This window comes from Paraliobacillus sediminis (genome assembly GCF_003426055.1).
In genome coordinates, this window is sequence record NZ_QJSI01000003.1 from 481,296 (window position 1) to 495,541 (window position 14,246).

Sequence of the window (14,246 nt, forward strand, 5' to 3'; positions counted from 1 at the left end):
AAGAAGGGAGAGGTTAAGTTGAACAATGAAAAGGTTGAAAAATTAAATCGGTTAAAAAACATTTTATTTTCTATAATGATAATCTGTGTTATTTCTTTACTTGTATTTCGGAATTTAGAATTAGATGCTTTAGCTGACTATGCGTATGCAGTCGCTCCGATTGCTGGGATTTGTGTTATTGTCCTTAATAGAGTAATAAGAAAAGAATTGAAAAGAAGTGAAAAAGCGTGATCAATTGAAAGTGCAGATTAAGTGTTTTAAATCACACCAATGATAATGATTGTCATATATAATTCATGTGAATCAATAATTAAATTAAGGGAGTGCTAAATAGTGAAAAGAAATAATATCAATGAATTTATGGAATTTACTGAGGAAAAGCTTACAAAACGTGTCATTATAAAAGAAGGTAAGACGACCGTTTTTATCTTGAACTTCAAACCAGGACAATCGTTGCCTGCACATAAGCATCCAGGATCAAATGTACAACTATTAGTTTTAGAAGGTAATGGAGAATTTAACATCGATGGAGAAACAGTTGTGGTAGAAAAAAATGACACTGTTTTTATTGGTGGAGATGAGGAGCTTGCTTTTCTTAATACTGGAACAAAAAATGTAAGCCTTTATGTGGTACTGAATAATATTCCTGATGATAGATATGCAAAAAATATCTAAGTATTAATTAAAAGTTACTTGTAAGTGTTAGCTATCACAAATAGACAATCGTCTTTTTGTTACCTAACACTTTTTTGTTGTTCTGATTATCAATTTGAAAAAGTAATTGATATACTAGGAACAAAGGGGAAATACAATGAAAAAAAAGGTTATTTTATTTATTGTTTTGGCAATATTCTTAACTCAAATGCCACTTATAGGTCCATACTTTTCCATTGTTAATACGTTAATCCATGAGACAGGTCATGCACTTATGTCCATTATCACTGGTGGGAAGGTACAATCGATATCCTTATTCTCAAATACAGAAGGTGTTACGCTTGCCAGTCATCGGTATTGGTTAGGCGGATTTTTAACTAGTATTGCTGGATATTTATTTGCATCTTTTATGGCTTATTTGTTTCTTACATTGATTTATAAAAGGAAAAGTAAATATGTATTATTAATTTTATTAGGAACGCTACTCATTAGTTTACTATTTTGGATTCGAAATGCATATGGTTTATTCTGGATTCTTACGATCATTGCTGTATTTACGTGGGTACTAATTAAAGGTTCTAAAAAGGTTTTAGACTATTTTGCGTTATTCATAACCTCGCTAGTGTTAGTGGAGTCTGTTACTTCATCATTCGAGATTATGTACCTTAGCTTTGTCTCACCGAGTAGAGCAGGGGATGCAACGAACTTAGCGAATATGACGTTTCTTATTCCAACACTGGTATGGGGAGTTGTTTTCTTTATTCAAGCACTCTTATTTGCTAGATTGGGATTGAAAAGATACTTTTAACTATTATTAGTAGAATCTTAATTTTTATTTGTGGATTCTTCCGTTGCTAGACTTTACACTTAAAGATAAGATTAGTAGAAAGGATGATTAAAAATGGCACAAGAGATAAAAGGGAAAGTTGCTTATATCACCGGGGCAAGCAGTGGAATTGGAAGATCAACAGCAATTCAACTAGCTAAAGAGGGTGTGAATGTTGGACTTATTGCTCGTACTGAAAAGAAATTGCTTGAAGTAAAGAAAGAAGCGGAAGAGTTCGGGATAAATGCCTATATAGCCATTGCTGATATTGCAAATATGGCTGAAGTGGATCAGGCAATTGAAACACTTGAAACTAATTTGGGCCCAGCAGATATATTAATTAATAATGCAGGCATTGGACTTAAGGGATCATTTTTAGAGACTGATCCAACAGATTGGAAGCATACATTCGAAGTCAACGTATTTGGTACCTATCATGTTACACGTGCAGTTTTACCACAAATGATAAAAAAAGATCAAGGCGATATCATCACTATTTCATCTAGTAGCGGTCTTAAAGGTACAGCAGGTTCCACATCGTATAGCGCTTCTAAATTTGCGATTCAAGGAATGACAGAAGCTTTAATGCAGGAAGTACGTCGTAATAATATCCGCGTATTTACACTCAATCCTAGTTTAGTTGCAACTGAACTCGTATTTGGAGACAATTTGGATGAAAAGAACGACGAGAAGTTTATGCAGCCAGAGGATCTTGCAGAATATATGGTGGCTCAATTGAAATTGCACCCACGTATCTTTATTAAGCAATCCTTACAGTGGGCGACAAATCCGTTTTAGTCAGTGTGTTTTGCACCTTATTAAAACTAACCACTTATAAAAAATGAGGCAAACTATATATTGTTTGCCTCATTTTTTAATCTATTTAGTTAAAAAGTTTTCTGTGTAATATGGTTGAGAATCTTCATTAAATGCGACGCCAACAGCAAGTAATTCAAATTCAGTTTTTAATATATTTTCCCGATGACCGAGTGAATTCATTAAACCCTCATGTGAAAAAATACTGCTTGGTTGGCCTGCTGCAAGATTTTCGCCTGCCATCGTGTAGCTGATATCATCTTCCGTCATGCGGTCAAATGGGGACTGTCCATCTAAATTTGTATGGCTAAAGTAATTGTTTTCAGCCATATCCAAGCTATGGTCGCGAGCGGTCGTTCTTACCGACTCATCCCATGACAAAACGGAAAGTCCATGTTCCACGCGTGCTGCATTCGTAAGATCAAATAATTGATACTCAAAACCTTCTTTTAGAGCATCACTTGATTCCCCAAAGTACTTATCCCTTTTTTGTTCCATTTCATCACTGACTATTTGAATAGCTGTTACCGTACTATCTTCATGTTTGTCATAAAATAGTGTTACATAATTATCGTTGATAAGAAACACATCATATTCTTGATTTTGCTGGATCTGATAGTTTATTAATCCTTTTTGGATACTTTCAAGTGGATCATTTAATGCTGTAAGTACGGAATCTCTGGTGCTCTCAAATGTAATGTCTTCTGTAGACGTTAGTAAATTTTGATTTGTATATAATCCGATTACTTTATTTTCCTCATTATAAGCTACCATAAAGTAATTATGATAGTTTTCATGGTAAGCAACCCAATTGACCTTATACTCATTCATGGACGAACGTTTTGGTTCTCCTGCTTGTTCTTCTACTGTTGAACGGTCATCACCAAGTTCAACATTATGAACGGAAAATGGCTGTTCAGAAGGCGCATCTAATGTAGGATCTTCAGGAATAGATTGTGCAGTATTTTCACTATCTTCCGTATCTCCTTGAACCCTGTTAAGCAATTGCTGCAATTCTGTTTTGAAAGATTCAACAGTTTCAATTACTTTGGGATTATCTATGATTCCATTTATATCTGAACTAATTTCACTATACACACCCGAAAGACCAGATTGATTAAATGTATCTCCATAAAAATGCCAAAACATAGCCACAAAAAGTAATAAAATGATAATTCGTCGTATTTTTGGCATATATCAACACTCCTAATGTAACTTGCTTACTAAATAATAATTGTAGCAAGTTTTACTAGTATAGACAACTTAGATGATTGATAAAACGAGTGTTAATATTATACAAATGATGTACTTGCAATTATGAAAGTGTTTTATAATTATAGTAAAAAAAGGAATATATATTTTATTGCTTTTTTCACATACTATTTATAATATACGAGGAGGATGATAAATAATGGATAAAAATAATAATGAATCAATTGAAAATGCAGAAAAAGTTGCGGAAAAAATGTATGATGTTTCTGATTATAAAAGTAATGATCCCGTTGACAAAGGTATAGCAATAACGCATGAACAGGTGTCAGATGATTATATGGAAGGTACAATTGATGCGAAAATAGATAAGCTAGATAAAAATGGTCAATTAAAAAGTCATAAGGGTGAAGAAATACCAAGAAGAGGTTATTTTAAATAAAATAGATAAATAAAAAAACGAGTTTTACGCCACGCTAGCTGGCTAAAACTCGTTTATATGTATTGGTAATTAGATTGACTCGCTAACAATAACAGACCAACCTTTACCTTTATATGCATTATAACCTTCTGTTAAGCAGTAAGCATAAATTTGATTATTTTCAATTGTATACCCTCTTTGGTCTTTACCTGAAAGAACATTTTTTACAGCTTTTAAATCATTTAAATTTGTCTCTAGAATACCCTTACGATCTTGCGAAGCAATAATATAGCCTTGCGAGTTGATCGCATAGAGTTTACTTTTTTCGTGTAGCTTTGCACGATCAATAATGTCATAAATAAATTCCCAGTTAAATCTAGTAGTGAAGACGCCAATAATTTCTCCTTGTTCATTGTGAATAGGGGCGGAGTATCCCATTGTATATCCACCGACTGCTTTAGAATAGTACATATCCGTTACATGAACAGCGTTTGTTCTAATTGTCTCGTTAAACCACTCTCTATCAGACATGTTTGTTCCGACTTGGCTTTGATTTTTAGCTGCGACTGTTATTTCACCCGACAGGTCAACAACGAATAAATCAAAGTATACTTCATATATTTCATAAATATTCTTCATAAATGATTGAGCACTTTTTTTCATTTCAGGCGTTGGATTGGTTAGACAGTCTTTAATAGCATCAAATGTAGCCCATGCTTGTACATCGCAATTTCGTTCAAATAGGTTACGGTCAATCTTGTCAATCGTATCAAAGGCAATATCGACTGTCCGCAAGGCAATAATTTCATTTGCTTTATTTTGAATTCTATTTATCAAAACTTCACTCTCTTTACTTGAATCTAAGCATTCTTCAGCAAACTTCTTGATTTCTTTCGCAACAACAGAAAACGCTCTTCCAGCTTCTCCAGCACGAGCAGCTTCAATTCCTGAATTCAATGCTAAAATATTTGACTTCATAGAAATATCTTTTATTTTATGCATTACATTTTCCATATTTCTATTATCATCTTTAAGCTCATTCATTAATATCGAAACGTTCAGATTTTTCTCAACAGTACTTTCCATAACAGAAATCCCTCCATAAAGTCAAAGTTTCTATAATCAATCCTACCTACATTATTTCTATTATATGTAAAAACACGATATAATTATAATACACAAGTACAAATATTAAGTCAATGTAATTAAGAGAAAATTTAAAATATTGAGATTTTATAGTGCTTTAGAGGTATAGTAGCAGCATACATAATTATCTTATCAAGAAAATAAATAGCCTAATTAGTAAAAGCTCACCTAGTTACAAAAAAAGTACCTTAATCTCAACAATTCGTGAGAAAAGGTACTGTATTTTCACATATAATTATCAACAAATTCCCACACTGTTTTCCAGTAAAGTTCAGGATCTACGTTTTCAGCTTGACCATGTTCAGCACCTGGAATTACTAAGCTTTCTTTCTCCACATTTGCTGCATTGTAAACCTCATCTAACATTTCAAATGGAACAAAACTATCAGCTTCTCCATGAATAAATAACATTGGAGTAGTACTTTTCGATACCTGATCAATAGCGGAGGCATCATTTAAATCGTAACCCGCCCGTATTTTTGTTATTGTGTTTGCTGCAGACATTACAGGGAAGGGGGGTAAATTAAATAAGTCATCTAATTGATACGTAAACACATCCATAACGGAAGTATAGCCACAATCTTCAACAATTACTTTTACATTATCGGGTAATGTTTCTCCAGATGTCATCATAACAGTAGCACCACCCATGGAGATACCAAATAGTGCAATTTCAGCATCTGGGTCTTTTGCTATAATGGTATCAATCCATTGCAACATATCTTTCCGATCATCCCATCCCATGCCAATGTAATCTCCTTCACTCTCACCGTGTCCGCGTAAGTCAGGTGCTAATACACTATACCCTTTATCGTAGAAATTACGAATCCAACGAGTCATCTGCGTGCTATTAGATGTATATCCATGTGCAACGATAGCCCATTTATGATCTGCATTATTATTCTCATATACATTGGCGTTTAATGTTAGATCATCTTTAGAAACAATATTTTCTTGGATCGGTACGTTCGTTTCTGAAAAAGTAACATCTAATAATTCATTCTCTTCAGCTACTAAAGCAGAAACTGCTTCAGATTCACCTAAATTAGGGTTATCCTGCAGAAACTCTTTCTCTGAATTAGGATTTAAAGCAAAGTTATAAAAATAGTTACCTACAAACCCGTATGATATGATGAGTATTCCAATAACTGATGTAGCAATTATGTATCGTTTTTTCATACTAAATCTCCTCGTGTCCAAAACTGTGAATTTTCATTTCAAATTATAATATAGCATATTGAATAATAATAAGGTTAGGATAAAGATTATTATTTGATAAATATTATGATAGAATCATGTCATAGATAGAGTTCAAACTAAAGAATAGATTATTTGTTATAAAGGAGTTTAAATATGGCTAAGAAAAAGTACTACGTTGTATGGGTAGGTAAAAATGCTGGGATTTATGACACTTGGGATGCATGTAAAAAACAAGTTATCGGGATAAAAGGAGCTAGATATAAGTCTTTTCTCTCAAAGGAAGAAGCTGAATCTGCTTTTAAAAATGGACCTAAAATGCAGACGAATTCTGTGAAAAAGGACTCCAAGAATGAGCAAATATCTTCAAAAAATAAAACAACGTTTATTGAAGATAGCATAAGTGTTGATGCCGCATGTAGTGGAAATCCAGGAGTAATGGAATACAAAGGCGTATATACTAAAGACAGTGAAGAATTATTCCACTTTGGACCTGTAGCAAATGGAACAAATAATATCGGTGAATTTTTGGCAATTGTACATGCATTAGTTTTATTAAAAGAACAGAACAGTAGTTTACCAATTTATACAGACTCTAAAACAGCAATTAGTTGGGTTAGTAAAAAACATGCGAATACGACAATACCAAGGGACTTCTCAACGGAACATTTGTGGAAACTAATCGATCGTGCAACAAATTGGTTAAATCAAAATAACTATACAACTGAAATTATTAAATGGGAAACAAAGCTTTGGGGAGAAAGTAAAGCAGACTTTGGAAGAAAATCCTCCTCGAAATATTAAGGAAGGCTACAGCTAGATAAAAAATCATTTAGGAGAAGTGCTTATGAGAACAGAAAAACAGAAGATGTTGGCTGGAGAAATGTACATATCTGCTGATTCAGTATTAATAAAGGAACGTGAGGAAGCAAGACGAAAGGTTAGAATATATAATCAAACAGAAGAAAATGAAGAAGAAAGAAGGTCCAAATTATTAAAAGAATTACTTGGTTCAACTGGAGAAAACATATATATGGAGCCAAATATACGTTTTGATTATGGTTATAATACACATGTCGGCAAGAATTTTTATGCAAACTTCGACTGCACCATCTTAGATGTATGTGAGGTGCGATTTGGCGATAATTGCATGCTTGCACCTGGCGTACAAATATATACTGCAACACATCCACTTAATCCAACCGAACGTAATTCGGGTAAGGAATATGCAAAACCGATTACAATCGGAAACAATGTATGGATTGGAGGAAGTGCAATAATTAATCCAGGCGTAACAGTAGGGAACAATGCTGTGATTGCATCAGGTGCAGTCGTCACGAAAGATGTACCAGATAATGTCGTAGTTGGTGGTAATCCTGCTAAAGTATTGAAACAAATTGAAGTATAATACTAGTCTTTTTGTTAATAAAAGATATTATTGTATCAAAAAACAGCCTAGTTTAAGTGGCTGTTTTTTAATTACAGATACGAAGTGTTGATGTATTTGGTAGAATTTAAGTAGAAAAAAGTCAATTCACTCTTTTTGATAAAACTTACAAACTTCAGGATATTGTTTTATTTCTTTATGACCTTTCTCACTAAGGATATAAACACCTCGTTTAATTCTTTCAAACCAGCCATAATAGTTTTTTGTTAAGATAGAGGGAGTTTTCTTGCCGGTTCCCATTTCAATTAATAGCTTTGGGGATAGTGGACCAGCATGTTCAAGGTAACAAGCAATTTGAATGCAATTTTCTCTATAAGCAGTCATGATTTGTGTTCTATTTGATCCGCCAATATTGAAATCCGCACTTCGTCCACTAATTTCTTTTAAGACCTCTTGTCGCTTTCGCTTATTTTTACCAATCAGTTTTTTACGATTAAATGGAGTAGGATGAAAAATAATTTCTGTATTTTTCGTGTTTCCTGAAAAAGTAACGAGAATTAGTCCTAAATCTAATCTTCTAACTAAATGGCAAATATCTGTCCAACGTTTTGATCTGCGGTTATACTTCGGTTTTGGGATGGCTATGTATACAAATTCAGACAATCGTTGTCTTTTCGCTGCTTGCATAAGAAGGTCGACAGTTAAGTTGAGTTTTAATTCAATGATGATTAATTCTTCATCTTTTATGACTGCGATATCACAGTCTTTTACTTCTCCGTAAACTTGATAACCTTCTTTAACGAAGTGACTCTGAATAGGCTGGTACAAATCAGATTCTTGTATCTTTTTTACTTCTTTCATATGACACCGTCCAATTTCAAAAATCATTTATACTATTATTTTATCATACATAAGCAGGATTTAGCTGATAATACAATAGAAATCAAGTATTTCTGATAAGCTTACAAAAAAGGAAAAGCATACCATTTAAAAAATGAAAGGGCATCTCGCAAAATTTTAATTAATTGCCTGTAAGCTTTGATCAAAGACAGCAGCAGTATGCTTTGAATTATGAAGCAAGGGATAATGACCAGTAACTAATAGACTGGATGGAACTGGTTTACAGGCTTGTGCGAATCTATTTTCTTGATTTAGAATAATCGCATACTGCATTTGATGCTGCAGATGTTTTGGTGTGTTCCCGATAGGATATCTCTTTTGTTTGAATCGTTTTTTTGCTAATTTAATTGCTCTTCGTAATTCATTCATGTCACTCCGCCAAATTACGCTTGGAATGAAGAAGCTTAGGGAAGCCGCAAGTATGGTGAAAAGTAGATAAAGATTGGTAGCTGTTGTGATGGTAAAAAAAAGACTTTGCAAAAATATGGCACTAAATAATAGAGTCATAAGTATTTTGTGACAATTGTAAATTAGAACAATTGCAGCAAAAATAGTAAAAGCTAGAATGACAGCATATTGCAGTTCACGTACCCATACATCGTTTAAAACGAAATAAGTAAACATTCCAAGCGAAAAAAGGACAAGTAAAAAACCAAAAAGTTGATAGGGAATGTAGTTTGTTTTTACCTTTTTAAATATATCGTTCATTTCTATAAGTTGACGCCATTTATCCAAATTATAGGTAACTGATTTTGTTATCTGTTTCTTTTTGGATCGACTTTTGGTTTGTTCAAAACTTGTGAATGATTCAAGTATAAAGTAGGGACCTTGGTCATCGTATTTTGTGAATAGCCATTCCTTTAGATAAAGGTCACTTTCTGCAAGTTTTTGATGTGTTCTTTTCCAAGTAAAACGAAATGTGCTACCTTGATTCAAATCAGAAGGTACCTCCATTAAAGTAATTAAATCGCGTTTATGTAAGGAGAAAAGCCCTGCAATAATAGATTCTTTTGTTAGTTTTGCATTTTTATTTACATAATAAACGATTAACGGATCTGCCATTTCCATTAACGATATGAATGCTTTCTTGTTACTTTTTTCACGCTTTCGATTTGGATGTCGTAATAGAAGGTAAGTCCCAATAATTATGCTAATGATGATAGCAATAAGTAAAATGGAAACCTGATTATTAAATTTACTTTCCACATTTTTATAGCGTGATTGTAAGGCGTTTTCTGTAACTAGAAGATCACTTTTGATATCTTTTTCCTGATCAATTGGTCGATTTGTTAACTCATTAGCAGGAAAAACAAATCTAAAATCAATTGTCTCTGACCCAGATAGGTCCTTGTATGTGTAATAGGTCTCATTATTGATGGTATGAGTGAATGGTTGGTTGCTAGTATAAAAAAAGATAAAAGCATCCTGCTGTATCTGGTTCTTAGGAGTACGTATATTAATGGTAACATCATGTATATCACTAGACGTTTTCGAATCAAAAAAGCTGTACTGTAAATCTGCTATATCATTATATTTCGTAACAGCGTTTATAATATCGTAGCTAAAAACGAGTTGATTTAATTCATTTTCGGAAGATAAGTCGATTTGATAGTCATTTTTAATCTTTTTAACATCTAAAGGTTCTAAATCATCTGTTTTAGGAACTTTCTTTCTAAGATTATTGGGTGCTTGAAATGCTTTGAAATTTTCAATATCATCATGCATGGAGCGAGTAGTTTTTTTAAAAGACTTACTATAGGTGTATAGCTCTGTTACATGTACTGTGCCGTCAGTGTCTATGTTAGCCTGGATGTCTGCAGATTCAATTGTTAGAGCACGATCGTTATCTCCACAACTAACTAACAAAAACAACAGTAAAAACAGACAAAGTAATCGAAGTTTTATTCTCATTTTAATCATCCTTTTTAATTACATAAAATGCATCTAACCTGTCCAAATTCCTGATAGTTAAATCTATGATAAAAAGTCAGCGTTCATGAATAGAACGTTGAATAAGATAGTACTTGCAAAAAATACGGATAATTCAGAAGCATATTTACCATGCTAAGTGTTAAAATATAGAAAGGAGTGGCGTAATGGGCAGAGACGAACATCGAAATGGCAAACACAACAAAGCGAAATTACCACAAACACCTAAAAATCAAAAGAATTCAGATGGTGTCGATATTGAAATGTCTAATAATCCAGAAGTACAATTTGGTGTTAATGAAGAGGAAGCTAAAGATAATAGATAGTAAAAAAAAGTGCATCCATTGAATAATAAATGGATGCACCCTTATATTACCTTATTTTATTCTACAATTGGATCTGGATAATCATACCCAAATGTATCGACAACGACTGTTTTCATACGTTGATCTTTAAGAGGTTTATTCGTTTCTGGATCTTTTTCAACAGTAACGATAGAATCAACAACTTCCATACCTTCGATAACTTGTCCAAAAGCAGCATATTCACCATCTAGGTTAGTCGAATCGGCTACCATGATAAAAAATTGTGATCCTGCTGAATCTGGCTCATTTGTTCGTGCCATTGATAGTACACCACGTTCATGTGATAAGTTATTCTCAAATCCATTCGAAGTAAATTCACCTGGAATTGAATAGTCTGGACCACCACCTCCTGTACCATCAGGATCTCCACCTTGAATCATGAAGTCAGGAATGACTCGGTGAAAGATTAGATCATCGTAAAAACCCTTTTCGATTAAGGAGACAAAGTTCGCAACTGTATTTGGAGCGATGTCAGGAAATAATTCTAAGATTATTTCTTCATCATTCTCCATCGTGATAGTAACCACTGGGTTTTCCTCTACATCAGATAAGTCTAATTGTTCATCCGTTTGCTCTGCTGATTCTTGCGGTTCGTCTGGTTCTGTTGTAGAACCACAACTTGCAAGTATTAATAGTAGCAACAAACTACTTATTAAGACTAGGATTGGTTTTATTTTTATTGTCATATGTAAATTCCTCCTGTTAAATCTTATTAAACTAAACATTTCAATCTATTATATCACGTATAGATTCTGAATTAGAGCGGTAATTTTCGTGAACATTGCGCGTGTATCAATTTCTCTGAAACAACATATTTGAAACATAGCCTAAACAGAATAAAGTTTATGCTGTTATGGATAGTATAGTTTGATTGGGAAAAAGTAAATATGACTATGTGAAATGGAGATGATCGAACAATGTATAAAAAATTGCTTGCCGTTTTCCTGGTTTCTTTCTTTATATTAGCGGGTTTTAGTTTTATCCCAACCGATATAAATGTGGATGAAATCATTGTTTATACAGAAGAAGTGACAGTAAACTCAGAAGTCTTTTTACAAGATACACAAAACAATAGTAGCGACGCTACTATCATGGAAGGTGTAAATACAGTTTTAGCAACAATTGAAGCATTAAAAGATGTTGTGGAACAATCTCCAGATGAAAGTAAGGAAATAATAAAACGTGGTAAAAAACTAGATGAAGATTGGGAGCTTATTGAAAAGAAAGTAGAAGATGCGTATCCCGAGGATTATACGAATATTGAAGAAAGTCTTTATCCGTTAATCGATGCAGCACAAAGTGAGAAACCAAACAATGATGTATTAAAGAAACTTATCACAGAAGTAAATGACAAACTATTTAAATTCAAAGAGAAAATATCTGCCTAAATAGAACGTTTAGATAAAATGAAAAGACATTAGAGGGCTATCTAATGTCTTTTCATTGTGCTAAATCAATTCTGGATGGGTCTTGTTCTATTTATTCGAAAAGAAAAAACGGTTAAAAATAAAGATAGAAATACAAGTATAAAGCCAAATACTTGCCAACTGCTCAACATTTCATTTAATAGGAGGAGACCTATTAAAACGGCTATAACTAACTCAAAGGAAGAAAGGATAGAAGCTTTGCTTGATTCCACATAAGAAAGTCCAATAGTAAATAAAATATAAGCGAAGATGGTAGAAATGATGGATATACCTAAAATATTCAACCAAACTTCTTTAATCATAAAGGCTTCTTTTTGCGTCCAAATAGAACTTGTTGGAATCATAAATATACTACCGCAAATCATCGAATATACTGTAATCGTGAGAGGGTGATAAATTCTACTAGCAAATTTTCCAATAATACTGTAAGAGGAACAAAATAGACCAGATAATAACCCTAATATAATCGTAGTCGATGTTAAAGAAAAGCTCCCTATAGGTAAAAATTGAATGACAAATCCACATCCTATAATAGTTAAGAAAACAGCGATTATTTTCTGAAGTGGCAATTTTTCCTTAAATAAGAATCTTGCTATTATGGCTGTAAAAGCTGGTGAAGTATAAATGAATATAACAGCAACAGAAAGGGTTGACCTCTCCATTACTTCAAAGTAACACCAATTAAACAAGGCCATGCTAACTACACCAAGTGCCATAAAATAAGGTAAGTCTTTTATTCTAATCTTTAAATAACTTCTTGCGATACTTGCTAGAATGATAAATAATATGAAACTGGATACGCTTAAGCGTACCGTTACTACTTGCCAGGGTGTGAAATTAAATGCGTACAAATTCTCAACAAATAAACCTGTTAATCCCCAGAAGGATGCTCCCAGAATAACAAGTCCGTAAGCAAAGTAATGATTCATTTGCATGGTTATGCCCTCCCATTTCTCTCTATCTACTAGGTTCAGGATAACTATTATAAAGTTGTGAAAAATTTTCACTTATGGCAGTAAGTTTAACGTATATGTTTAAACAAAGCAATATTTGTATATTTTAAAAACAAAATCATTTCAAACTTGTATTGGTTTTAAAGTTAAAATAAATATGTTACACTTGCGAAAGCTTAAATTGGAAGGAGAATGACAATGAATAAGAAATGGTTAGTAAGTTTACTTCTCGTATTATTCGTGCTTGTATTAGCCGCATGTAATGATGACGATGAAACAGCCGATGATACAAACGATGATACAGCATCACAAGAGGAAGAAACTTCAGAAGATAGTGAAACAGCAAATACGGAACAACCAGAAATGCCCGAGGCGGACTTGGAAGGTATACCTGAAGTTGTTGCTGAGGTAAATGGAGAAGAAATACAGCGTGAAACTTTTGAAACTACTTATCAAGGACAATTGCAGCAAGTTGCTTTACAATCACAAATGTCTGGAGAAGCAGCAGAGATAGATCAAGATCAATTGAAGACACAAGTTGCAGAAGGTATGGTTGGACAAGAACTCCTAATACAGGAGGCAAATAATCGTGATTATGAAGCTTCAGAAGAAGCTATAGATGAAGTGTTAAATAACCTAGTTGAACAAAATGGACTTGAAACACAAGAAGATTTTCTTGTAGCTATAGAGGAACAAGGAACGGATAGAGAAGAAGTAATGTCCCAAATTGAGCTACAAGTAAAAGTTGATCAGCTGATTGCAAGTGAATCAGAAGGTTCTGAACCAACGGATGAAGAGATACAAGCCTATTATGATCAAGTAGTTGAACAGCAAGAGCAAACTGACGGAGAAGCAGGAGAAATTCCATCTTTTGAAGATGCGAAACCGCAGATTGCTGAGCAGTTAAAGAGTCAAAAACAAGCAGAAGTAACCCAAACACTTATTGATAGACTGCGAGAAGATGCAGAAGTAACGATTAATTTATAATGCTAAAACCAGATCCAATTGGATCTGGT

17 protein-coding genes are annotated in these 14,246 nt (G+C 33.4%); 10 read left to right on the forward strand and 7 right to left on the reverse strand.

What is annotated here, in order from left to right; genetic code table 11:
* The first annotated feature begins 18 nt into the window (after positions 1-18).
* The 4 genes from D2K60_RS15070 (at position 19) to D2K60_RS15085 (ending at position 2,278) form a co-directional block, all read left to right on the forward strand.
* A complete protein-coding gene (locus D2K60_RS15070; protein ID WP_117169610.1) occupies positions 19-231 on the forward strand; it encodes a hypothetical protein in 213 nt (70 codons plus the stop codon).
* A gap of 102 nt (positions 232-333) precedes the next feature.
* Positions 334-675, forward strand: coding sequence for a cupin domain-containing protein (locus D2K60_RS15075; RefSeq protein WP_117169609.1), 342 nt, complete (start codon positions 334-336; stop codon positions 673-675).
* Between the two features lie 136 nt (positions 676-811).
* Positions 812-1,462: a M50 family metallopeptidase gene (locus D2K60_RS15080; protein ID WP_117169608.1), complete on the forward strand. Its 651-nt coding sequence runs from the start codon at positions 812-814 to the stop codon at positions 1,460-1,462.
* 93 nt (positions 1,463-1,555) lie between these two features.
* Positions 1,556-2,278, forward strand: a complete 723-nt coding sequence (locus tag D2K60_RS15085; protein WP_117169607.1) for a 3-ketoacyl-ACP reductase — start codon at positions 1,556-1,558, stop codon at positions 2,276-2,278.
* Between the two features lie 81 nt (positions 2,279-2,359).
* On the opposite strand, the gene D2K60_RS15090 is transcribed toward D2K60_RS15085, so the two are convergent.
* A complete protein-coding gene (locus tag D2K60_RS15090; RefSeq protein ID WP_117169606.1) occupies positions 2,360-3,490 on the reverse strand; it encodes a CAP domain-containing protein in 1,131 nt (376 codons plus the stop codon).
* A 217-nt stretch (positions 3,491-3,707) separates the two neighbouring features.
* Here D2K60_RS15090 and D2K60_RS15095 point away from each other — a divergent pair, with 217 nt between their 5' ends.
* A complete protein-coding gene (locus D2K60_RS15095) occupies positions 3,708-3,947 on the forward strand; it encodes a YozQ family protein (protein ID WP_117169605.1) in 240 nt (79 codons plus the stop codon).
* A 69-nt stretch (positions 3,948-4,016) separates the two neighbouring features.
* Here the strand turns inward: D2K60_RS15095 and D2K60_RS15100 are convergent, their stop codons facing one another.
* Positions 4,017-5,012, reverse strand: coding sequence for a methyl-accepting chemotaxis protein (locus D2K60_RS15100; protein WP_117169604.1), 996 nt, complete (start codon positions 5,010-5,012; stop codon positions 4,017-4,019).
* 285 nt (positions 5,013-5,297) lie between these two features.
* Entirely contained in the window at positions 5,298-6,251 is a 954-nt protein-coding gene (locus D2K60_RS15105; RefSeq protein ID WP_117169603.1) for an alpha/beta hydrolase, read from the reverse strand.
* A gap of 174 nt (positions 6,252-6,425) precedes the next feature.
* On the opposite strand from D2K60_RS15105, the gene D2K60_RS15110 reads away from it, so the two are divergent.
* Together D2K60_RS15110 and D2K60_RS15115 are read left to right on the forward strand one after the other, a co-directional pair.
* Positions 6,426-7,073: a ribonuclease H1 domain-containing protein gene (locus tag D2K60_RS15110; RefSeq protein WP_117169602.1), complete on the forward strand. Its 648-nt coding sequence runs from the start codon at positions 6,426-6,428 to the stop codon at positions 7,071-7,073.
* 43 nt (positions 7,074-7,116) lie between these two features.
* The gene (locus D2K60_RS15115; protein WP_117169601.1) at positions 7,117-7,677 is read left to right on the forward strand and encodes a sugar O-acetyltransferase; all 561 of its coding nucleotides are present in this window, start codon (positions 7,117-7,119) and stop codon (positions 7,675-7,677) included.
* A gap of 126 nt (positions 7,678-7,803) precedes the next feature.
* Here the strand turns inward: D2K60_RS15115 and D2K60_RS15120 are convergent, their stop codons facing one another.
* Positions 7,804-8,517, reverse strand: a complete 714-nt coding sequence (locus D2K60_RS15120) for a DUF2161 domain-containing phosphodiesterase (RefSeq protein ID WP_117169600.1) — start codon at positions 8,515-8,517, stop codon at positions 7,804-7,806.
* 156 nt (positions 8,518-8,673) lie between these two features.
* Positions 8,674-10,467 carry a DUF2207 domain-containing protein gene (locus tag D2K60_RS15125; RefSeq protein WP_162880737.1) on the reverse strand — a complete coding sequence of 598 codons (1,794 nt, stop codon included), beginning with the start codon at positions 10,465-10,467 and terminating at the stop codon, positions 8,674-8,676.
* Positions 10,468-10,652: 185 nt separating this feature from the next.
* On the opposite strand from D2K60_RS15125, the gene D2K60_RS15130 reads away from it, so the two are divergent.
* Entirely contained in the window at positions 10,653-10,811 is a 159-nt protein-coding gene (locus tag D2K60_RS15130) for a YfhD family protein (RefSeq protein WP_117169598.1), read from the forward strand.
* Positions 10,812-10,867: 56 nt separating this feature from the next.
* Here the strand turns inward: D2K60_RS15130 and D2K60_RS15135 are convergent, their stop codons facing one another.
* Entirely contained in the window at positions 10,868-11,536 is a 669-nt protein-coding gene (locus D2K60_RS15135; protein WP_117169597.1) for a peptidylprolyl isomerase, read from the reverse strand.
* Positions 11,537-11,767: 231 nt separating this feature from the next.
* Here D2K60_RS15135 and D2K60_RS15140 point away from each other — a divergent pair, with 231 nt between their 5' ends.
* Positions 11,768-12,238 (forward strand): hypothetical protein, encoded by a 471-nt coding sequence (locus tag D2K60_RS15140; protein ID WP_117169596.1) that lies wholly within the window; start codon positions 11,768-11,770, stop codon positions 12,236-12,238.
* Positions 12,239-12,303: 65 nt separating this feature from the next.
* On the opposite strand, the gene D2K60_RS15145 is transcribed toward D2K60_RS15140, so the two are convergent.
* Positions 12,304-13,212 (reverse strand): DMT family transporter, encoded by a 909-nt coding sequence (locus tag D2K60_RS15145; protein WP_240335283.1) that lies wholly within the window; start codon positions 13,210-13,212, stop codon positions 12,304-12,306.
* Positions 13,213-13,428: 216 nt separating this feature from the next.
* On the opposite strand from D2K60_RS15145, the gene D2K60_RS15150 reads away from it, so the two are divergent.
* Complete coding sequence (locus D2K60_RS15150; protein ID WP_117169595.1) at positions 13,429-14,217, forward strand: SurA N-terminal domain-containing protein; 789 nt, start codon at positions 13,429-13,431, stop codon at positions 14,215-14,217.
* Positions 14,218-14,246: the final 29 nt, after the last annotated feature.

Excerpts from the sequence above, each read along its gene's own strand:
- D2K60_RS15105 (WP_117169603.1), bottom strand. The coding sequence starts at position 6,251 with ATGAAAAAACGATACATAATTGCTACATCAGTTATTGGAATACTCATC.
- D2K60_RS15130 (WP_117169598.1), top strand. The coding sequence starts at position 10,653 with ATGGGCAGAGACGAACATCGAAATGGCAAACACAACAAAGCGAAATTA.
- D2K60_RS15145 (WP_240335283.1), bottom strand. The coding sequence starts at position 13,212 with ATGCAAATGAATCATTACTTTGCTTACGGACTTGTTATTCTGGGAGCA.
- D2K60_RS15115 (WP_117169601.1), top strand. The coding sequence starts at position 7,117 with ATGAGAACAGAAAAACAGAAGATGTTGGCTGGAGAAATGTACATATCT.
- D2K60_RS15085 (WP_117169607.1), top strand. The coding sequence starts at position 1,556 with ATGGCACAAGAGATAAAAGGGAAAGTTGCTTATATCACCGGGGCAAGC.
- D2K60_RS15140 (WP_117169596.1), top strand. The coding sequence starts at position 11,768 with ATGTATAAAAAATTGCTTGCCGTTTTCCTGGTTTCTTTCTTTATATTA.
- D2K60_RS15080 (WP_117169608.1), top strand. The coding sequence starts at position 812 with ATGAAAAAAAAGGTTATTTTATTTATTGTTTTGGCAATATTCTTAACT.
- D2K60_RS15110 (WP_117169602.1), top strand. The coding sequence starts at position 6,426 with ATGGCTAAGAAAAAGTACTACGTTGTATGGGTAGGTAAAAATGCTGGG.
- D2K60_RS15150 (WP_117169595.1), top strand. The coding sequence starts at position 13,429 with ATGAATAAGAAATGGTTAGTAAGTTTACTTCTCGTATTATTCGTGCTT.
- D2K60_RS15135 (WP_117169597.1), bottom strand. The coding sequence starts at position 11,536 with ATGACAATAAAAATAAAACCAATCCTAGTCTTAATAAGTAGTTTGTTG.
- D2K60_RS15100 (WP_117169604.1), bottom strand. The coding sequence starts at position 5,012 with ATGGAAAGTACTGTTGAGAAAAATCTGAACGTTTCGATATTAATGAAT.
- D2K60_RS15095 (WP_117169605.1), top strand. The coding sequence starts at position 3,708 with ATGGATAAAAATAATAATGAATCAATTGAAAATGCAGAAAAAGTTGCG.
- D2K60_RS15125 (WP_162880737.1), bottom strand. The coding sequence starts at position 10,467 with ATGAGAATAAAACTTCGATTACTTTGTCTGTTTTTACTGTTGTTTTTG.
- D2K60_RS15120 (WP_117169600.1), bottom strand. The coding sequence starts at position 8,517 with ATGAAAGAAGTAAAAAAGATACAAGAATCTGATTTGTACCAGCCTATT.
- D2K60_RS15090 (WP_117169606.1), bottom strand. The coding sequence starts at position 3,490 with ATGCCAAAAATACGACGAATTATCATTTTATTACTTTTTGTGGCTATG.